This window comes from Pseudarthrobacter oxydans, from assembly GCF_030812335.1.
Lineage (GTDB): Bacteria > Actinomycetota > Actinomycetes > Actinomycetales > Micrococcaceae > Arthrobacter > Arthrobacter oxydans_B.
This window is the reverse complement of the sequence record NZ_JAUSSN010000007.1, coordinates 156030-175851: the sequence shown is the minus strand read 5'-3', so window position 1 is coordinate 175851 and position 19822 is coordinate 156030. Positions and strand designations below refer to the sequence as shown.

General features: G+C 68.1%; 16 protein-coding genes. All 16 read left to right on the top strand.

The annotated features are described in order from the left end of the window. Nucleotides 1–5: 5 nt before the first annotated feature. Entirely contained in the window at nucleotides 6–1541 is a 1536-nt protein-coding gene (locus tag J2W14_RS13310) for a UDP-N-acetylmuramoyl-tripeptide--D-alanyl-D-alanine ligase (protein ID WP_307463164.1), read from the top strand. Next, the gene (gene mraY / locus J2W14_RS13305) at nucleotides 1538–2647 is read left to right on the top strand and encodes a phospho-N-acetylmuramoyl-pentapeptide-transferase (RefSeq protein ID WP_307463161.1); all 1110 of its coding nucleotides are present in this window, start codon (nucleotides 1538–1540) and stop codon (nucleotides 2645–2647) included. Before J2W14_RS13310 ends, mraY begins: the two co-directional genes overlap by 4 nt. Continuing rightward, complete coding sequence (murD, locus tag J2W14_RS13300) at nucleotides 2629–4230, top strand: UDP-N-acetylmuramoyl-L-alanine--D-glutamate ligase (protein ID WP_370871293.1); 1602 nt, start codon at nucleotides 2629–2631, stop codon at nucleotides 4228–4230. Before mraY ends, murD begins: the two co-directional genes overlap by 19 nt. A 2-nt stretch (nucleotides 4231–4232) precedes the next feature. Beyond that, a complete protein-coding gene (ftsW, locus tag J2W14_RS13295) occupies nucleotides 4233–5798 on the top strand; it encodes a putative lipid II flippase FtsW (RefSeq protein ID WP_307463154.1) in 1566 nt (521 codons plus the stop codon). A gap of 6 nt (nucleotides 5799–5804) precedes the next feature. Beyond that, nucleotides 5805–6962, top strand: coding sequence for an undecaprenyldiphospho-muramoylpentapeptide beta-N-acetylglucosaminyltransferase (gene murG, locus J2W14_RS13290; RefSeq protein ID WP_307463152.1), 1158 nt, complete (start codon nucleotides 5805–5807; stop codon nucleotides 6960–6962). 4 nt (nucleotides 6963–6966) lie between these two features. Further along, a complete protein-coding gene (gene murC / locus J2W14_RS13285) occupies nucleotides 6967–8412 on the top strand; it encodes a UDP-N-acetylmuramate--L-alanine ligase (protein ID WP_307463149.1) in 1446 nt (481 codons plus the stop codon). Next, nucleotides 8405–9286 (top strand): cell division protein FtsQ/DivIB, encoded by an 882-nt coding sequence (locus J2W14_RS13280; protein ID WP_307463146.1) that lies wholly within the window; start codon nucleotides 8405–8407, stop codon nucleotides 9284–9286. Before murC ends, J2W14_RS13280 begins: the two co-directional genes overlap by 8 nt. A 211-nt stretch (nucleotides 9287–9497) precedes the next feature. Beyond that, on the top strand, nucleotides 9498–10718 hold the full coding sequence (gene ftsZ, locus J2W14_RS13275; RefSeq protein ID WP_282383607.1) for a cell division protein FtsZ: 1221 nt from the start codon (nucleotides 9498–9500) through the stop codon (nucleotides 10716–10718). A gap of 99 nt (nucleotides 10719–10817) precedes the next feature. Then, a complete protein-coding gene (locus J2W14_RS13270) occupies nucleotides 10818–11627 on the top strand; it encodes a polyphenol oxidase family protein (RefSeq protein WP_307463142.1) in 810 nt (269 codons plus the stop codon). Between the two features lie 12 nt (nucleotides 11628–11639). Further along, nucleotides 11640–12386 carry a YggS family pyridoxal phosphate-dependent enzyme gene (locus tag J2W14_RS13265; protein ID WP_307463140.1) on the top strand — a complete coding sequence of 249 codons (747 nt, stop codon included), beginning with the start codon at nucleotides 11640–11642 and terminating at the stop codon, nucleotides 12384–12386. An 88-nt stretch (nucleotides 12387–12474) separates the two neighbouring features. Further along, the gene (locus J2W14_RS13260; RefSeq protein WP_307463137.1) at nucleotides 12475–13005 is read left to right on the top strand and encodes a cell division protein SepF; all 531 of its coding nucleotides are present in this window, start codon (nucleotides 12475–12477) and stop codon (nucleotides 13003–13005) included. Between the two features lie 138 nt (nucleotides 13006–13143). After that, nucleotides 13144–13452: a YggT family protein gene (locus tag J2W14_RS13255; RefSeq protein WP_307463135.1), complete on the top strand. Its 309-nt coding sequence runs from the start codon at nucleotides 13144–13146 to the stop codon at nucleotides 13450–13452. Between the two features lie 150 nt (nucleotides 13453–13602). Further along, nucleotides 13603–14289 carry a DivIVA domain-containing protein gene (locus tag J2W14_RS13250; RefSeq protein WP_307463132.1) on the top strand — a complete coding sequence of 229 codons (687 nt, stop codon included), beginning with the start codon at nucleotides 13603–13605 and terminating at the stop codon, nucleotides 14287–14289. A 147-nt stretch (nucleotides 14290–14436) separates the two neighbouring features. Continuing rightward, entirely contained in the window at nucleotides 14437–15021 is a 585-nt protein-coding gene (lspA, locus tag J2W14_RS13245; RefSeq protein ID WP_307463129.1) for a signal peptidase II, read from the top strand. Next, the gene (locus tag J2W14_RS13240; RefSeq protein ID WP_307463126.1) at nucleotides 15011–16096 is read left to right on the top strand and encodes an RluA family pseudouridine synthase; all 1086 of its coding nucleotides are present in this window, start codon (nucleotides 15011–15013) and stop codon (nucleotides 16094–16096) included. The genes lspA and J2W14_RS13240 overlap by 11 nt, the downstream gene beginning before the upstream one ends. 93 nt (nucleotides 16097–16189) lie before the next feature. Beyond that, nucleotides 16190–19747: a DNA polymerase III subunit alpha gene (gene dnaE / locus J2W14_RS13235; RefSeq protein WP_307463123.1), complete on the top strand. Its 3558-nt coding sequence runs from the start codon at nucleotides 16190–16192 to the stop codon at nucleotides 19745–19747. Nucleotides 19748–19822: the final 75 nt, after the last annotated feature.

Below are 19822 nucleotides of genomic sequence, written 5' to 3'. Positions count from 1 at the left end.
CCGAGATGATTGCATTTACCGCGGCGGAAATCGCCGACATAACCAACGGCCGGCTGGCCGCCGAACCGGGGACCACCCCCGGCTCCGTGGTCACCGACTCCCGGGAAGCCACCCCGGGTTCCCTCTACGTGGCCAAGCCGGGCGAGACGGCCGACGGCCACGACTTCGTCGGGGCTGCCTTCGACCGCGGCGCCGTGCTGGCCCTGGTCGAGCAGGACGTCGCCGACCCCGCCGGCCGCAACTACCCCGCCGTCGTGGTCCAGGACGCGGTCCTCGCGATGGGCGCCCTGGCCGCGGAAACGGTCCGGCGGATCCGCGCGAGCCGCGCGGCCGACGGCGAGCCGCTGACCGTGATTGGCATCACCGGATCCGCCGGCAAGACCACGACCAAGGACCTGCTGGCCGGGATCCTGGCCGCGGAAGGCAACACGGTTGCCCCGCAGGGTTCCTACAACGGCGAAGTCGGGGTCCCGCTCACCGTCTTCATGGCCGGGGTCGACACCCGTTACCTCGTGATCGAGATGGGCGCCACAGGCGTCGGACACATCAGCTACCTCGCCGAGATGGTCCGACCCGACATCGGGGTGGTCCTTGGCGTCGGCACGGCCCACGCCGGTGAATTCGGCGGCGTGGACAACATCGCCCTCGCCAAGGGCGAGCTCGTCGAAGCCCTGCCGGCCACCGGCACCGCCGTCCTCAACCTGGACGACGCCCGCGTCGCCGCCATGGCCGCGCGCACCCGGGCCACCGTGCTCGGCTTCACCGCCCAGCCGACCCGCGACGGCCTGACGGCCGCGGTCCGTGCCGAAGGCCTCGAGCTGACGGCCGGCGGCAGCCCCGAATTCGACCTTTTCCTGCCGGGTGAAAACTCCGGGCACCACGTCGCGGCCCGCCTGATCGGCGCCCACCACATCGCCAACCTGCTGGCAGCCGCGGCGGCGGCCCACGCCGCCGGTGTCCCCGCCGCACGCATCGCCGCCTCGCTGAGCGCCCAGACCGCCGCCAGCCGGTGGCGGATGGAACGCACCGAACGGCCCGACGGCGTCACCGTCATCAACGACGCGTACAACGCCAACCCGGAATCCATGCGCGCCGCGCTGCGCACCCTCGCCGACCTCGGCCGGGGCCGCCGCACCTGGGCCGTGCTCGGGGCCATGCTGGAACTGGGCCCCGACTCCATCCGTGAACACATGGCGGTGGGCACCCAGGTGGTCCGGCTCAACATCTCCCGGCTCGTCGTCGTCGGACGCGAGGCCCGGTCGCTGTATGTCTCAGCCGTCAACGAGGGGTCCTGGGGCGACGAATGCGTCTTCGCCGAGACCCCGGAGGAGGCCTACGAGCTGCTGCAGGCCGCGCTGGAACCCGGTGACCTGGTGCTCTTTAAGTCCTCCAACAGCATCGGACTGCGCCACCTGGGCGATCGGATAGCATTACCCCCACAGACCCCCGGGGCCCCTGCCGGTCCCGCTGAGGGAAGGGCTGCCGGAAACGCAGCCGGACACGCTGCCGGAACCGCCACTGAAGGGAGTGCGCTGCTGTGATTGCACTGCTGATGGGCTCTGGACTGGCCTTGCTGTTCGCCTTTCTGGGCACCCCGCTCTTTATCCGTTTCCTGGTCCGCAAGAGCTACGGACAATTCATCCGGGATGACGGACCCACCACGCACCACACCAAGCGCGGCACCCCCACCATGGGTGGGACAATCGTGGTCCTGGCGGTGCTCGCCAGTTACGGCATCACGCACGGCGTGATGTGGATGATCAACCCGGCATCCCCGGGCCCGTCCGCCTCGGCCATGCTGCTGTTGTTCCTCATGGTCGGCATGGGGCTGGTCGGCTTCCTGGATGACTTCATCAAGATCTCCAAGCAGCGAAGCCTGGGCCTGAACGCGAAGGCCAAGCTGTTCCTGCAGGCCGCCGTCGGCATCATCTTCGCGGTCCTGGCCCTGCAGTTCCCGGACGAGAACGGTGTGACCCCCGCGTCCTACCAGATCTCCCTGGTCCGCGACATCCCGTGGCTGAACCTGGCCTTCGCCGGCACCCTGATCGGCGCCATCCTCTTCGTGCTGTGGTCGAACCTGATCATCACCGCCGCCACCAACGGCGTGAACCTCACGGACGGCCTCGACGGCCTCGCCGCCGGCGCCTCCATCATGGTCTTCGGCGCCTACACGCTGATGGGGATCTGGCAGAGCAACCAGTCCTGCGGCTCGCCCCGGCAGGCCGGCGCCGGCTGCTACACCGTCCGCGACCCGCTGGACCTGGCCCTGCTCGCCGCCATCCTCAGCGCGGCGCTGGTCGGCTTCCTGTGGTGGAACACCTCACCGGCCAAAATCTTCATGGGCGACACCGGGTCGCTGGCCATCGGCGGCGCCGTCGCCGGCTTCGCCATCCTGTCCCGGACCGAGCTGCTGCTCGCCTTCATCGGCGGCCTCTTCGTCCTGATCACCCTCTCGGTGATCATCCAGGTCGGCTACTTCAAGATCACCAAGGGCAAACGTTTCTTCAAGATGGCCCCGCTCCAGCACCACTTTGAACTCAAAGGCTGGGCCGAGGTCACCGTCGTCGTCCGGTTCTGGATCCTGTGCGGACTCTTCGTCGCCGCAGGCCTGGGCATCTTCTATGCCGAATGGGTGGTCCTGCTGTGACCGGTCAGATTCCCGCACCCCTCACCACCTCACCCCGGCTCCAGGGCCTGGTCAGCTGGGACTCCGACTGGGCCGGACTCCGCGTCGTCGTCACCGGCATCGGGGTCTCCGGCTTCGCCGCCGCCGACACGCTGATCGAACTGGGCGCCCGCGTGGTCGTGGTGGACGCCGCCACCAGCCCCACCGCGCAGGCCCAGGCGGACACCCTCCGGATCGTCGGCGCCGCCGACGTCCTGCTGGGCGAGGACGCCGTGGAGACCGTTCCCAAAATCGATGGCGCCAAGCCGGACCTGATCGTCACCTCCCCGGGCTGGCGGCCGGACCAGGCGCTGCTCGCCGCCGCGGCCCGGGCCCACATCCCGGTCTGGGGCGACGTCGAACTCGCCTGGCGGCTCCGCGAACGCCAGGGGCGCAAGACCGCCGACTGGCTGACCATCACCGGCACCAACGGCAAGACGACCACCGTCGGGCTGACCGAGTCGATGCTGCAGGCGGCCGGGCTCAAGGCCATCGCCGTCGGCAACGTCGGCACGCCGATCCTGGACGCCCTGCGCGATCCGGTGGACTACGACGTCTTCGCCGTCGAGCTCTCCAGCTTCCAGCTGCACTGGAGCCACTCGATCTCGCCGGTGGCGAGCGTCTGCCTCAACGTCGCCGAGGACCACGTCGACTGGCACGGCTCCTACGCGTCCTACCTGGCGGACAAGGCCAAGGTCTACGAACACACCCAGAAGGCGGCCATCTACAACGCCGAGCAGATCGAAACCGAACGCATGGTGGAGGACGCCGACGTCGTCGAAGGCTGCCGTGCGGTGGCCTTCACCACGCTCACGCCGGCCGTCAGCATGCTCGGCGTCGTCGAAGGTCTGCTGGTGGACCGCGCCTTCATCGCCGAGCGCAAGGACAGCGCCGCCGAACTGGCAGCGGTGTCGGACCTCGGCCCGGTGGCTCCCCGCCACATGGTGGCCAATGCCCTGGCCGCCGCTGCCCTCGTCCGGGCCTACGGCGTCGAACCGGCCGCCGTCCGCAAGGGCCTGCTGGACTTCCTGCCGGGGGACCACCGCATCCAGCCCGTCGCCCGCCACGAAGGTATCCTCTGGGTCAACGACTCCAAGGCCACCAACCCGCATGCCGCCGCCGCCTCGCTCTCCGCCTTCGAGAGCGTCGTGTGGATAGCCGGCGGGCTGTCCAAGGGCGTGAACTACGAGCCGCTGGTCCAGCAGCACGCCCGGCGGCTCAAGGCCGTGGTCCTGATCGGGGCCGACTCCGGCGATCTCCGCTCCGCGCTGCAGCGACACGCACCCGATGTCCCCGTGATCGATGCGGGGAAGGGCGAAAATGAAGACGTGCAGACTGCCGGGACGGCCGGCGCCGTGGCAGGACCGTCACCGACTAGCGGTGCGACTGTGATGGCACAGGCCGTTGCGTCGGCGGCGCAGCTGGCCGCCTCCGGGGACACTGTGCTCCTGGCCCCGGCGGCAGCATCCATGGATCAGTTCTCTTCCTACGCTCACCGTGGCGACGCCTTCATCGAAGCTGTCCGCGAGCTCGTGGAAGGGCAGGCTCAGACCAGCGAGGAGTAACAATGGTCAGCACGCCCACACGTCACCCCGCGGCCGCATCGGCCGCAGCCAAGACGCCCGTCGCGAAGGCACCGTCAGCGAAAGCCCCGGCGCCCGGGGCAGCAACAGGCCCGCAAGCGGCCGTCCGGAAAGCCCAGGGCTGGCACCGGGCCTTCTGGTCCGCCCTGGAAGGAACCGGGAAGTCCCGCAACGGCTCCACCTACTACCTGATCCTGGGATCGACCCTCGCGCTGACAGCCATCGGCATCATGATGGTGCTGTCCGCTTCCAGCGTCGAAGCCATCGCTGCCGGGGAGTCGCCCTACACCGCGGCCCTGAAACAGGGAATGTTCGCCGGGATCGGCCTGTTCTTCATGTTCCTGCTCTCGCGGGTGAATGTGGTCTGGCTCAAGCGCGGGGCCTGGATCGCCATCCTCGTGGCGTTCGTGCTGCTGGTGCTTGTGCTGCTGATCGGCCGCAGCGCCCTCGGCAACCAGAACTGGATCGACGTCGGACCCTTCACCTTCCAGCCCTCCGAGGCGGCCAAACTCGCGCTTGCCCTGTGGATGGCCACCGTCCTGGACCGCAAGGCCAAGCTGCTGTCCCAGGCCAAGCATGCCCTGATTCCGGTGGTGCTGCCGGGCGCCGCCGGCGTGATCGGGCTCATCCTCATGGGCAACGACCTCGGCACCGCCATGATCGTCATGATGATCACCGCCGCCGCCCTGTTCTTCGCCGGGGTGCGGCTGTACCTGTTCGGCATCGCCGGGATCTTCCTCGCCGCGGCCACCGCCGTCCTAGCCATCACGAGCCCCAACCGTGTCTGCCGCATCCTGTCCTGGACCGGGCAGACCTGCGCGGACGGCTCCGACCTGAACTACCAGTCCACCAACGGGCTCTACGGGCTCGCCTCCGGCGGATGGTTCGGCGTGGGGCTGGGCCAAAGCCGGCAGAAGTACAGCTGGATCCCGGAAGCCCACAATGACTTCATCTTCGCCATCATCGGCGAGGAGCTCGGCCTCGTCGGTACCCTGGTGGTGCTGGTCCTCTTCGCTATCCTCGGCACGGCCATCTACCGCGTAGTGGTGGCCCAGAAGGCCATGTTCCACCGGGTCCTGGCCGGCACCATCATGGTCTGGCTGCTCGGCCAGGCGACGGTCAACATGGCCGTGGTCACCGGGCTGGCCCCCGTGGTGGGCATCCCGCTCCCGTTCATTTCCTACGGCGGCTCGGCGTTGCTCATGTCACTGTGCGCGATCGGCGTAGTCTTGTCACTGGCCAGGGCCCAGATGGCACCCGGCCTCCAGCCCAAACGGCTGTTCAGGTTCGGCCCGGCCGGACTCGCCGCGTCCCTGAGGAAGCGGACCGCGGCGCGTGCCGCGGCCGGGAAACCCGGAAAGCCGGAAAAATCCGGCAAGCCCGGAAAGCCGGAAAAGGCCGGCAAGCCCGGGAAGGCCGGCAACGCTCCGGCTGCCAGGGCCACCGCGGCCCGAAAGGCCAACGTCACTGCGGCCACCGAAACACCGGCCCCCGGAGCACGGACCGCAAGAACGCCCGCCCCCAGCAATCCCGCACGAAAGCGTAATTAGGCCTCCATGAACACCGAATCCTCCTTGTCCGTCGTCCTCGCCGGCGGCGGAACAGCCGGGCACATCAGCCCGCTCCTGGCCATCGCCAACGCACTCCGCGAGGCCCGCCCCGGGGTGCGGCTCCTGGCCGTCGGAACGCCCGGCGGGATGGAAGCCCGGCTGGTTCCGGCCGCGGGACTGGACCTCGCCACCGTCAGCCGGGTGCCCTTCCCGCGCAGGCCTTCCGTGGACCTGCTCCGGCTCCCCGGCCGGCTGGCCGGTGCGGTGAAGCAGGCCGGCGTCATCCTCGAGGAGGCCGAAGCGGACGTCCTGGTCGGCGTCGGCGGGTACGTCTGCACCCCGATGTACCTCGCCGCCTGGCGCCGGAAAATCCCCATCGTCATCCACGAGGCGAACACCCGCCCGGGACTGGCGAACCGCGTGGGTGCCCGGCTGGGCGGACACGTCGCCGTGGCCTTCGCCGACACCAGGCTGGGCGCCTCCCGGCACGTCGGCATGCCGATGCGCAGGGAAATCTCCGGCCTTGACCGGACCGCAGCCAGGACCGCCGCCCGGGCCGCCCTCGGCCTGGACCCGGACCGCCCGGCCCTGATTGTCACCGGCGGCTCCTCGGGCGCCCAGAGCATCAACCGCACCATCGCCGCCTCGGTCGGCCTCCTGGCGGAGGCCGGCATCCAGACCCTGCACCTCACCGGACGCGGCAAGGCAGTCCACGACGCCGGCGGCAAGCCCCTCGCCGCACCCGGCTACCAGCAGCGCGAATACGTCGACGGCATGGAAACCGTGTACGCCGCGGCAGACCTGCTGCTGGCCCGGTCCGGGGCCGCGACGGTCTGCGAGGTCGCCGCCGTCGGCCTGCCCGCCGTCTTCGTTCCGCTGCCGATCGGCAACGGCGAACAGGCGCTCAACGCCGCCGGACTCGTCGCAGCGGGAGGTGCCCTGCTCGTGGAGGACAGCACCTTCTCGCCCGGCTGGGTCAGCGAGCACATCATCCCGCTGCTCCAGGACCCCGACAGGCTCGCCCGGATGGCAGCCAGCGCCGAAAAGCTCGGCATCCGGGACGCTGACCAGCGCATGGCCGGCCTCGTCCTTGAAGCGGCGGCCTCGGCAAAAGCAAAGTCGCTGAAAGCAAAGCCCTCGACGCAGCACAGCAGGAAGCGGTAACGGAATGACCCAGCCCGAACACCAGCACGCCCCCGCGGCGGCCCGCACCGGGGACGACCTCGGCCGGGTGCACTTCATCGGCATCGGCGGCGTCGGGATGTCCGCCGTGGCCCGCATCCTGGTGGCCCGCGGCCTGCCGGTCAGCGGCTCCGACGCCAAGGACCTGCCGGTCATGGCGGACCTGGCCGCCGCCGGCGCCCGGATCTGCGTCGGCTACGACGCCGCCAACCTGGGCGACGCGCAAAGCGTGGTCGCCGGTTCAGCCATCCGCCCGGACAATCCTGAACTGGCCGCGGCCCGGGCCGCCGGCCTGCCCGTGCTGCACCGCTCCGAGGCCCTGGCGGCCGCGATGGCACAGGACACCGCCGTCACCGTGGCCGGCACGCACGGCAAGTCCACCACGACGTCGATGATCACCGTCCTCCTGCAGGGCGCCGGCCTGGACCCGTCCTTCGCCATCGGCGCGAACGTCCCGGCGCTGGGCGTCAACGCCGCCAGCGGCAGCTCGCCGGTCTTCGTCGCGGAGGCCGACGAATCCGACGGCTCCTTCCTGAACTACCGCCCGCAGATCGCCGTCGTGACCAACGTGGAGCCGGACCACCTCGACTACTACGGCACCGCCGAGGCCGTCTACGCCTCCTTCGACCGCTTCACCGCCCTGCTCCCGGCCGACGGCGTGCTGGTTGCCTGCGCGGACGACGCCGGCGCCCGGGCCCTTGCGCAGCGGACCCTGGAACGCGGCAACACCCGCGTCGTGCTGTACGGCACCGGTGATGACGCCCAGGTTGTCCTGCACGACGGCGGCCCCGGGGACGTCGCGATCACCACCCCCGCCGGACGCTTCCCCCTTGAGCTGCACGTGCCCGGCCGGCACAATGCCCTGAACGCGGCGGCCGCCTTCGCCGTCGCCCTGGAACTCGGAGTGGACCCCGGCACGGCAGCCGGGGCGCTGGCCCACTTCACGGGGGCGTCCCGGCGCTTCGAATTCAAAGGCGAGGGCCGCGGGGTCCGGGTCTACGACGACTACGCCCACCACCCCACCGAAGTGCGGGCGGCCCTGTCCGCAGCCCGGTCGGTGGCCGGCGGCCACAAGCTGCACGTCCTCTTCCAGCCGCACCTGTTCTCCCGGACCCGGGAATTCGCCGGGGAGTTCGCCGCGGCGCTCAACACCGCCGACACCGCACTGGTCCTGGATATCTACCCCGCCCGCGAAGATCCGATTCCGGGCGTCAGCAGCCAGCTGATCGCGGCGCACCTTGGCTCCGGCGGCCGGCTCGTCGGACCGGGCGACGAGGCGGTGCAGTCCGTTGTCTCGGCCGCCGAGGCCGGGGACATCGTGCTCACGGTCGGAGCCGGCGACGTCACCGCCTACGGGCCCCTGATCGTCACTGCCCTGAACAGCGGTGCCCCGAACCACGGTGCCCTGAACAACGGTGCCCACGGTGCCTAGCACCCGCCGCCCCAGCTACCGGGCGGGCGCACGCCGGCCGCCCACGGCCCGCGGGGAGTCGGGGTCCTCCGACGTCATCTCCGCTTCCAAGGACAGCCCGGCGGGCGGCCATGCCACCGGCCCGGCGGCGCCGCCGGCGCAGCCGGCCCCCGACAACGTGCTGTCCTTCCCGGAACCCAAAGCCAAACGGCGCAGGCGCATCCTGCAGGGCACCATCGCGGCCCTGGCGGTGCTGGTCGCGGGCATCCTTGCCGCGGCCGTCTACTCGCCGGTCCTGGCCCTCCAGACGGTCACCGTGGAAGGGACCAAACTGCTGACACCGGACCAGGTCCGGACGGCCCTGGCACCGCTGCAGGGCAAGCCGCTGCCACAGATCAGCGACAACGACGTGACAGCCCTCCTGCAGCCGCTGGTCCAGGTCAAGAAGGTCACGGCCGAGGCCCGCCCGCCGTCGACGCTGCAGGTCACGGTGACCGAACGCGTGCCGGTGGCGCTGGTCAAACAGGGCGAGGCGCACCAGCTCGTCGACGTCGACGGTGTGAAGCTCAGCGACACCGCCGACCCGGCGTCGATTCCGCTTCCGGTCATCGACGGCGGAGGCGGCACCCTGCCCAAGGACCTGTTCCATGCGATCACCGGAGTCCTGGGGGCCCTGCCGGCCGATGTGCTGGCCAGGCTCTCAAACGCCTCGGCGAAGTCAGTGGACGCCGTTGAGCTCAAGCTCGTCGACGGCCAGACGATTGTCTGGGGCAACGCGGGGGAGAAGGAGCTCAAGGCAAAGGTCCTCGAAGCCCTGCTGAAGGCGCCGGCGGACCCCAAAAACCCGGTGCGGACCTACGACGTCAGCGTGCCGCGGCACCCGGTCACCCGATAGCCGCCGATCACTTCCGGGAAGCTATTTCACCGGTATTACCGCGACACGCGGCGCCGGTAATTGAATGTCTCCGGCATAGGAAATAGCGTCACAACATGAGTTACTTGACATAACTATAACCTTCAACTCGAAGGTTAGGGTTTAAAGCTTCAAGCCCGACTCCATCAGTTTTCGCAATAGCGCAATAGAACACGAACAAGGGACACGTAACGTGGCAGCTCCGCAGAATTACTTGGCCGTCATCAAGGTCGTCGGCATCGGCGGCGGTGGCGTGAACGCAGTCAACCGCATGATCGAGGTGGGTCTTCGCGGCGTCGAATTCATCGCGGTCAACACCGATGCTCAGGCACTGTTGATGAGCGATGCAGACGTCAAGCTCGACATCGGGCGTGAGCTGACGCGCGGCCTGGGAGCCGGTGCGAACCCGGAGGTCGGCCGGCAGGCTGCAGAGGACCACGCCGAGGAAATCGAAGAGGTCATCCGCGGCGCGGACATGGTCTTCGTTACCGCCGGCGAAGGCGGCGGCACCGGCACCGGCGGCGCTCCCGTCGTGGCCCGCATCGCCCGGTCGCTCGGCGCGCTGACCATCGGCGTTGTCACCCGCCCCTTCACCTTCGAAGGCCGCCGCCGCGCCGGCTCCGCCGAAGCCGGCATCGACGCCCTCCGCGACGAAGTCGACACCCTGATCGTCATCCCGAACGACCGCCTGCTCTCCATCAGCGACCGCAACGTCTCAGTCCTTGACGCGTTCCGTTCCGCCGACCAGGTCCTGCTGTCCGGTGTCCAGGGCATCACCGACCTGATCACCACCCCGGGCCTGATCAACCTCGACTTCGCCGACGTCAAGTCCGTGATGCAGGGCGCAGGCTCGGCGCTGATGGGCATCGGCTCGGCCCGCGGCGAGGACCGCGCGGTCAAGGCTGCGGAACTCGCCATCGCCTCCCCGCTGCTGGAAGCATCAATCGACGGAGCCCACGGCGTGCTGCTCTCCATCCAGGGCGGTTCGGACCTCGGACTCTTCGAAATCAACGAGGCGGCCCGCCTGGTCCAGGAAGTCGCCCACCCCGAGGCCAACATCATCTTCGGCGCAGTCATCGACGATGCCCTCGGCGACGAGGCCCGCGTCACGGTCATCGCGGCCGGCTTCGACGACGTGAAGGCCACCTCGCCGTCCATGGACCAGTCCCTTCCGCAGTCTGCTCCGCAGCGTCCGGCAGCACCGGCAGCAGCCCCGGCCCAGGCTCCGGCCTCGGCCCAGGTCCAGCCGCTGCACGCCACGGTCGGCGCCTCGGGCTACGGCGGATGGGGCCAGCAGCGCCCGTCCGCAGTCCCGGCAGACTCCGGCTTCGACGTCGACCTGCCCTCCGTCGTGGAGCCGGACCTGTCCGGCCGCCACTCCGACGACCTGGATGTCCCTGACTTCCTCAAGTAGATCCTGAAGCACCATGGCACTGCCGGATGGCAGTGCCATGGTGCTTTCTCGTAGGATCGAAGTTCTGCAAACAAGTTTGGCAACGATTCGGGGTTTTGAGTGTTCTCGTGGCGGGCGGAAGTCCGGCCCGGCGTGTGGGTGGCTTTCACCGACGCCGCCGCCGGCAACCTGGCGCTCCATGTCGGCGACGACCCGGCCGACGTCCGGCGCCGGCGCCGGACCATCGAAGCGGCGCTGGGGCTTAGCGGCCGGCCCTTCCAGTACATGAACCAGGTCCATGGCAACAACGTCGCCGGCATTGGCGCCGCCTCGGCGGAGGCTGCCGGTTCTGGAGTCCCGGCGGCCGGTGCCCCGACTGTCGCCCTGACGGCCGGTGTCCCGGCTGCCGGCGCCCCCACCGCCGACGCCATGGTGTCCTTCGGCGAACCCCTGGCCGTGATGGTGGCGGACTGTGTGCCGATCGTCCTGGTGGGGGACAGGGCCGGTGGGAAAGCCCCCGTCCTGGCGGTAGTGCACGCAGGACGCCCCGGCGTCGCGTCCGGCGTCGTCCCGGCGGCGGTGGCGCGCATGCACGCACTGGGCGCGGTGGGGCTGGGCGCCTGGATCGGCCCGTCCGTCTGCGGGCGCTGCTACGAGGTCCCCGCGGACATGCGCGACGACGTGGCCGCCCGCGTTCCCGCGGCCCGGTGCACCACCTCCCGCGGCACCCCCGGCCTGGACCTGCCGGCCGCCGTCCGCAGCCAACTGCAGGACGCCGGCGTCAGGGTCGAATACTCCGGGGGATGCACGCTGGAGGACGACACCCTGTTCTCCTACCGTCGTGATCCGAACACCGGACGATTCGCAGGACTTGTATGGACCGACGCCGGGCACACCGGCCAGGGACCCGTCGGGCGAATGAGCAAATGAGTGAATGAGCGGATGACTGAACACGAGCCCGCACCCGGGCAGCACGACCCCCGGCTGGACCAGCTCCGCGAGCGGCTTGCCGCCGTCCGGCAGCGCATCGACACCGCCGTCGCGGCGGCCGGCCGGCAGCAACAGCCGCCCCAACTGATCGTGGTCACCAAGTTCCACCCCGCCGACGACGTCCGGCGGCTCGCCGCGCTCGGCATCACCGACGTTGGCGAGAACCGGGACCAGGAGGCTGCGGAGAAGGCCGCCGCGCTGGGCGGACTGCAGCTCCGCTGGCACTTCATCGGCCAGCTCCAGAGCAACAAGGCCAAGTCGGTCGTCAAATACGCCCACGCCGTGCACTCCGTGGACCGGCCGCAACTGGCCGGCGCCCTGGCCAAGGCCATGGCCGCCGAACAGGAACGCACCGGGCGGGCGCCGCTGGAGTGCTTCATCCAGGTCAGCCTCGACGACGACGCGGGCGCCCACCGCGGCGGCGCCCTTCCGGCAGACGTCCCCGCGCTGGCTGACCAGCTGGCCGCTGCGGAGGGCCTCCGCCTGGCCGGCGTCATGGCGGTCGCCCCCTTCGGCGCGGATCCGGTTCCGGCATTCGAGAAGCTCGCGGAGCTGTCCGCCGAACTGGCCGCCGTCCATCCCGGCGCCACGGGCATTTCCGCGGGCATGAGCCAGGACCTGGAACAGGCCGTCCGGTTCGGGGCGACACACCTGCGCGTTGGCTCCGATATTCTCGGTCCGCGTCCGGCGTTGCGGTAGGTTCAACGTATTGGAAGGTAATGGCGGGGATTCCAAGGCTACTAAGTCAAACGATCGTCCCGCTGACGGACACGATTAGGAGTCGACCATGGCCGGCGCTCTGCGCAAGACAATGATCTATCTTGGGCTCGCCGATGGCGACGAACACTATGAGTCCGAGCACCAAACATCGCACAAGGATGAGGACAATTCCATGGATCATGACCGCGAGGAACGCCGCGCACCGGCGCCTGTCCGCGAGGTCCCCAAGGAAGAGCCCTACGCCGCTGAAGAGGAATATCGCGCACCTGTGACACCCATCAAGCGAGCGGCATCAAGCCGTGAAGAGCACACCGGACTCCGCCAGATCACCACGATCCACCCGCGGTCCTACAACGACGCGAAACTCATCGGTGAAAGCTTCAGGGACGGCATCCCCGTCATCATGAACGTCACCGACATGGGCGAAGCGGACGCCAAGCGACTCGTCGACTTCTCCGCGGGGCTGGTCTTTGGACTCCGCGGCAGCATCGAGCGGGTCACCAACAAGGTCTTCCTGCTGTCGCCGTCGTACGTTGAAGTCATCGGCGATGACAAGAAGGTCAGCGAGACACAGGCGAGCTTCTTCAACCAGAGCTAGCCGAGGATTCTTCCGACGGATGCCAGGCAAGGACACCTTGTCTGGCATCCGTGCTGAAATTTCCGTGTTGAAATAGAGGCGTAACTATCAAGAGGACACTGCGGTATCCGGAATGAACATGGAGATATGAGTTAACTCATGGGAATTGTTTTCGGACTTGTCTATATCGCCCTGCTGTTGTTCTTTGTTGCCCTCATCATCCGACTGATCTTCGACTGGGTGCAGATGTTTGCGCGGAGCTGGCGACCGCACGGCGCGGCCCTCGTCACCGCGCACGCTGTGTATTCGGTCACAGACAGGCCCCTCAAACTGCTCCGTCGGCTCATCCCGCCGCTGCGGCTGGGGGGAATCTCCCTGGACCTCGGCTTCCTGCTGCTCTTCGTGGCGGTCACCATTGCCATGGCGGTAGCCAAGTTCCTGGTGTTCTCCCAGCCCGTCGTTGCGTAGCCGGGCCGCGGACCCTGTCCGCAGCCACCAACAGATAGAAAACTCCGGTTTGACACTGCGGTGTTGAATTAGAGTAACCAGACCATATTTAGGTACCGTAGTTTGATGGCCGAAAGGCCTACTGACTAACTAGACCAACGAGGTGACCAGATGGCTTTGACGCCAGAAGACGTTGTCAACAAGCGCTTTCAGCCGACCAAGTTCCGCGAAGGCTACGATCAGGATGAAGTTGATGACTTCCTGGACGAGATCGTCGTCGAACTGCGACGCCTGAACCAGGAGAACGACGAGCTCCGCAAGAAGCTCGCCGAACTGGGCGCCGGCACGCCTGCCAGCTCCGCCGCCGCGGCTCCGGTCGTGGAAAAGGTTCCGGCACCCGTCAAGGTCGAGAAGGATGACCGCGCCAAGGCCGAGGCCGAGGCCAAGGCCGCCGAAGCTGCCAAGGCTGCTGAAGCTGCCAAGAAGAAGGAAGCCGAGCAGGCAGCCGCCCCGGCACGCACCGTCGCCTCCCCGGCAGCCGAGTCCGCTGCAGGCCTGCTGGCCATGGCGCAGCAGATGCACGACAAGCACGTCGCCGACGGCGAGCAGCAGCGCGACAAAATCATCGCCGAAGCGCAGATCGAGGCCAGCAGCCTCGTCAACGACGCCCAGGAGAAGTCCCGCAAGATCCTCGGCGCCCTCGAGCAGCAGCGCTCCGTGCTGGAACGCAAGGTCGAGCAGCTCCGCGGCTTCGAGCGCGACTACCGCTCACGCCTCAAGGCCTACATCGAAGGCCAGCTGCGTGACCTGGATGCCCGCGGCTCCGTCGCGGCCCCTGAGGTCGAAGCCAACAGCTAGGGCGATAAGCAAGTATTCTGAAAGCCGGTGGCTGAGGATTCCTCGGCCGCCGGCTTTTGGCATTAACCAGTGACATTCATCGGTCCCCGGCGGCCGTGACCAAGCACCAGCTCCCAGTCCCCGCACTGGCCCCTGAACGAAAGCCCTATGACTGACGCACCAACACCTGACGCCACGCAGCCCGCCGAGCCGGCCCTCGCTGGTCCCGCCAGACCGCGGCCGCGCCGTGCCCTGCTGCTCGCCGTCTTCTTTGGCCTGGCGGTGTTCGCCTACGTCTTCGACCAGCTGACCAAACTGTGGGTTACCGGGAACATGACCGAGGGGGAGAGGATCCCGGTGCTGCCCCCGCTGCTGCACTGGTACTACATCCGCAACTCCGGCGCTGCGTTCTCGATCGGCGAGAACGTCACCTGGGTGTTCACCATCATCATGACGGCGGTCTCCATCGCCATCCTGCTGCAGCTTCGCAAACTGGGGTCGCTCTGGTGGGCCCTGGCCCTCGGCTTGCTGCTCGGCGGCGCGCTGGGCAACCTCACGGACCGGCTCTTCCGCGAGCCCTCGTTCGCCATGGGCCACGTCGTGGACTTCATCCAGCTCCCCAACTTCGCGATCTTCAACATCGCCGACTCCGCCGTGGTGTCCTCCGTGGTGATCATCTGCCTGCTGACGCTGCGCGGGATCTCCCTGGACGGCACGCACCTGACGAAGGACACAGTGAAACATGACTCCTGAGCGTACGGCGCCGGAGCACAATACGCCCGAGGACCTGGCCCCCGAGGACCTGGCCCCCGAGGACCTGGCCCCGGCCGGTGCCCCGTCGGAGGACATCCTGCCCGAAGACGTCGACGACGACACCGACGCCGGCGGCGCCACGGCTGCCGCCTCCTACCGGTTTGTGGTGCCCGATGAACTGGCGGGAAGCCGGGTGGATGCCGGGCTGGCGAAACTCATGGACATTTCCCGCTCACAGGCCGCCGTGCTGATCGCGGAGGGCAACGTCATCAGCAAGGACAGGGCGGTCGGAAAGTCGCTCAAGCTTGCCCCCGGCGCCGTGCTCGACGTCACCGTCCCGGCACGCCGGGACCCCCTGGAAATCGTGGAGGAAGTCGTGGAAGGCCTGAACATCCTGCTGGACGATGACGAATTCGTCGTCATCGACAAACCGGTCGGTGTGGCCGCGCATCCCTCGCCGGGCTGGGTGGGACCCACTGTCGTCGGCGGCCTGGCCGGCCTCGGCTACCGGATCTCCACCTCCGGCTCCCCGGAGCGCGCGGGCATCGTCCACCGGCTCGACGTCGGGACGTCCGGGGTGATGGTGGTCGCCAAGACCGAAGAGGCGTACACCGCGCTCAAGCGGGCCTTCAAGGAACGCACCGTGGACAAGGTCTACCACGCCGTGGTCCAGGGCCTTCCGGATCCGCTGGCCGGCACCATTGACGCGCCGATCGGCCGTCACCCGGGCCACGACTGGCGTTTCGCCGTGATCGAGGACGGCCGGGACTCCATCACGCACTATGAGGTCCTGGAGGCCTTCGGGAAGGCCTCGCTCGTGGAGGTCCACCTCGAGACCGGCCGCACGCACCAGATCCGGGTCCACTTCGCCGCACTGCGCCACCCCTGCGCCGGCGACCTGACCTACGGCGCGGACCCGCGGCTCGCCGCCACCCTGGGACTCACCCGGCAGTGGCTGCACGCCCGGCAGCTGGGCTTCGACCACCCCCGCACGGGGGAGAGGGTCACGGTCACCAGCGAGTACCCGCAGGACCTGCGGTACGCGCTGGAGGTCCTGGAGTCCGGACAGGCCTGACGCCCCTGCCGCGCCGCGGGATGTGACCTGTCCGATCCGGCGGCGGCCGGAGTGCCGCGCCGAAAGGTCGGTGCGCGGCACTAGAATGATTCGGTGACTTCCAGCAACGACTCGTTTGTCCATCTCCACAACCACACCGAGTACTCGATGCTGGACGGCGCCGCCCGGCTCAGTGAACTGTTCGACGAAACCGAGCGGCTCGGCATGCCGGCCCTCGCCACGACGGACCACGGCTACCTGTTCGGCGCCTTCGACTTCTGGAAACGGGCCACCGACCAGGGCATCAAACCGATCATCGGCGTCGAGGCCTATGTCACGCCCGGGACGGCACGCACGGACAAGACCCGCGTCCGCTGGGGCGAGGAAAACCAGCGCAAGGACGACATCTCCGGCGGCGGCGCCTACACGCACATGACGCTGCTCAGCTACAACAACGTGGGCATGCGGAACCTGTTCCGTGCCTCGTCGATCGCCTCCCTGGACTCGGTCTTCGGCAAATGGCCCCGGCTGGACCGCCAGCTGCTCAACACCTACTCCGAAGGCTTGATCGCCACCACCGGCTGCCCGTCCGGCGAGGTCCAGACCCGGCTCCGGCTCGGGCAGTACCGGGAAGCCGTCGAGGCGGCAGCCGAGTTCCGCGACATCTTCGGCGCGGAAAACTACTTCTGCGAACTTATGGACCACGGCCTGGACATCGAGCGGCGCGTCACCGGTGACCTGCTGCGCCTGGCCAAGGAACTGAACCTGCCGCTGGTGGCCACCAACGACCTGCACTACACCCACGAGCACGACGCGAAGGCGCACGAGGCCCTGCTGGCCATCCAGTCGGGCTCCACCCTGCTGGAGCCCACGTATGACAACGGCGGCTCGCGCTTCGCCTTCTCGGGCAGCGGATACTACCTGAAGTCACCGCAGGAAATGCGGGAGCTGTTCCGCGACCACCCGGAGGCGTGCGACAACACACTCCTGATCGCCGAGCGCTGCGAAGTGTCCTTCAACACCGGCGCCAACTACATGCCCCGGTTCCCCTGCCCCGAAGGCGAGGATGAAACGTCCTGGCTGGTCAAGGAAGTCGACAAGGGACTCCAGTACCGCTATCCCAAGGGCATCCCGGACAAGGTGCGCACCCAGGCCGACTACGAACTCGGCGTCATCACGTCCATGGGGTTCCCGGGCTACTTCCTCGTCGTGGCCGACTTCATCAACTGGGCCAAGAACAACGGCATCCGGGTGGGTCCCGGACGTGGTTCGGGCGCCGGGTCCATGGTGGCCTACGCCATGCGCATCACCGACCTCGATCCGCTGCACCACGGCCTGATCTTCGAGCGCTTCCTCAACCCGGACCGCGTCTCCATGCCCGACTTCGACGTCGACTTCGATGACCGGCGCCGCTCCGAAGTCATCGACTACGTCACCCGCAAATACGGCGACGAACGCGTCGCCATGATCGTCACCTACGGCACCATCAAGACCAAGCAGGCGCTCAAGGACTCCTCCCGCGTGCTGGGCTACCCGTTCAGCATGGGCGAACAGCTGACCAAGGCCCTTCCGCCGGCCGTGATGGCCAAGGACATCCCGCTGGCGGACATCCAGAACAAGGACTCCAAGCGCTACAGCGAGGCCGGTGACTTCCGGCAGCTGATCGCCACGGACCCCGAGGCCGCCAAGGTGTTCGAAACGGCGCTCGGCATCGAGGGCCTGAAACGCCAGTGGGGCGTCCACGCGGCCGGCGTCATCATGTCGTCGGACCCGATCATCGACGTCATCCCGGTCATGCGCCGTTTCCAGGACGGCCAGGTCATCACCCAGTTCGACTACCCCACGTCCGAGGGCCTCGGACTGATCAAAATGGACTTCCTCGGCCTGCGGAACCTCACGATCATTTCCGACGCCCTCGAGAACATCAAGATGAACCGCGGGGTCGACCTGGACCTGGAGGCGCTGGAACTCGACGACACGGCGTCCTACGAGCTGCTGGCCCGGGGAGACACCCTCGGGGTGTTCCAGCTCGACGGCGGACCGATGCGCTCCCTGCTCAAGCTCATGAAGCCTGACAACTTCGAAGACATCTCCGCCGTGCTGGCCCTCTACCGGCCCGGCCCCATGGGCGCCAACGCACACACCGACTACGCCCTGCGCAAGAACAAAATCCAGGAAGTCATCCCGATCCACCCCGAGCTGGAGGAACCCCTCTCCGAAATCCTCGGTGGCACCTACGGCCTGATCGTGTACCAGGAGCAGGTCATGGCCGTGGCGCAGAAGCTCGCCGGCTACACCCTGGGCCAGGCCGACATCCTGCGCCGCGCCATGGGCAAGAAGAAGAAATCCGAACTGGACAAGCAGTTCGCCGGCTTCTCCCAGGGCATGCAGGACAACGGCTACTCCATGGCCGCGGTCAAGACCCTCTGGGACATCCTGCTGCCGTTCTCCGACTACGCCTTCAACAAGGCCCACTCGGCCGCCTACGGCGTGATCTCCTACTGGACCGCCTACCTCAAGGCCCACTATGCGCCCGAGTACATGGCCGCCCTGCTCACCAGCGTCGGGGACGACAAGGACAAGTCGGCGATCTACCTCAACGAATGCCGGCGGATGGGCATCACCGTGCTGCCGCCGGACGTCAACGAGTCCGCGCTGAACTTCACCCCGGTCGGCACCGACATCCGCTTCGGCATGGGGGCCATCCGCAACGTCGGCGTCAACGTCGTCGAGGCCATGGTGGCCGCCCGGGACAAGGAAGGCGCCTACACCTCCTTCAAGGACTACCTGGTGAAGGTCCCGGCGGTGGTGTGCAACAAGCGCACCATTGAGTCGCTGATCAAGGCCGGCGCGTTCGATTCCCTTGGCCACCACCGGCGCGCCCTGGCGATGATCCACGAAGAAGCGATCGACTCCGTCATCACGCTCAAGCGCAACGAGGCGATCGGCCAGTTCGACCTCTTCGCCGGGTTCGACGAGGCGGAATCCGAGGCCTCGTTGAGCATCGAGATCCCGGATCTTCCCGAATGGGAGAAAAAGGACAAGCTCTCCTTCGAACGGGACATGCTCGGCCTGTACGTCTCGGACCACCCGCTGCAGGGGCTTGAGGGGGTCCTGAGCCAGCACGCCGACCAGTCCATCACCTCGCTCATCGCCGAGGACGGCCCCCACGACGGCACCATCGTCACCATCTCCGGCATGATCACCTCACTGAGCCGGCGGATCGCGAAAGCCAGCGGCAACGCCTACGCCCGTGCGGAGATCGAGGACCTGGGTGGTTCCGTCGAGGTCATGTTCTTCGGCCAGGTCTACGGCCCCATCGCGTCCGTGCTCGCCGAAGACCTGATCGTGGTGGTCAAGGGAAGGCTACAGCGCCGCGACGACGGCGCCGTCGCGCTCAACTGCATGGAACTGTCCGTCCCGGACCTCAGCGAGGGCCTCAACGGCCCGGTGGTGATCACCATGCAGACCCACAAGGCGACCGAAGCGGTCGTGACCGAACTCGGAGACGTGCTGCGCACCCACCGCGGCAAGTCCGAGGTCCGGTTGCACCTGCAGGGCGACTCCAGGGTGGAGATCATGGGCCTGCCGGTGCATCTGCGCGTGAACCCCAGCCCCTCCCTGTTCGGGGACCTGAAGGTCCTGCTCGGCCCGACCTGCCTGGACAACTGATATGCAGGGGTTCGCAGGCCCGGGTTGGGCTGCGCACCCCTGAGGTGACACTTAACGCCCATGCCACTCAAAGAC

What these genes read in the sequence shown, in the direction of transcription:
- J2W14_RS13250 (WP_307463132.1), top strand. Translation starts at nt 13,603, where the DNA reads ATGGCTTTGACGCCAGAAGACGTTGTCAACAAGCGCTTTCAGCCGACC.
- J2W14_RS13240 (WP_307463126.1), top strand. Translation starts at nt 15,011, where the DNA reads ATGACTCCTGAGCGTACGGCGCCGGAGCACAATACGCCCGAGGACCTG.
- J2W14_RS13255 (WP_307463135.1), top strand. Translation starts at nt 13,144, where the DNA reads ATGGGAATTGTTTTCGGACTTGTCTATATCGCCCTGCTGTTGTTCTTT.
- murG (WP_307463152.1), top strand. Translation starts at nt 5,805, where the DNA reads ATGAACACCGAATCCTCCTTGTCCGTCGTCCTCGCCGGCGGCGGAACA.
- murC (WP_307463149.1), top strand. Translation starts at nt 6,967, where the DNA reads ATGACCCAGCCCGAACACCAGCACGCCCCCGCGGCGGCCCGCACCGGG.
- J2W14_RS13265 (WP_307463140.1), top strand. Translation starts at nt 11,640, where the DNA reads ATGACTGAACACGAGCCCGCACCCGGGCAGCACGACCCCCGGCTGGAC.
- J2W14_RS13260 (WP_307463137.1), top strand. Translation starts at nt 12,475, where the DNA reads ATGGCCGGCGCTCTGCGCAAGACAATGATCTATCTTGGGCTCGCCGAT.
- ftsW (WP_307463154.1), top strand. Translation starts at nt 4,233, where the DNA reads ATGGTCAGCACGCCCACACGTCACCCCGCGGCCGCATCGGCCGCAGCC.
- J2W14_RS13310 (WP_307463164.1), top strand. Translation starts at nt 6, where the DNA reads ATGATTGCATTTACCGCGGCGGAAATCGCCGACATAACCAACGGCCGG.
- lspA (WP_307463129.1), top strand. Translation starts at nt 14,437, where the DNA reads ATGACTGACGCACCAACACCTGACGCCACGCAGCCCGCCGAGCCGGCC.
- murD (WP_370871293.1), top strand. Translation starts at nt 2,629, where the DNA reads ATGGGTGGTCCTGCTGTGACCGGTCAGATTCCCGCACCCCTCACCACC.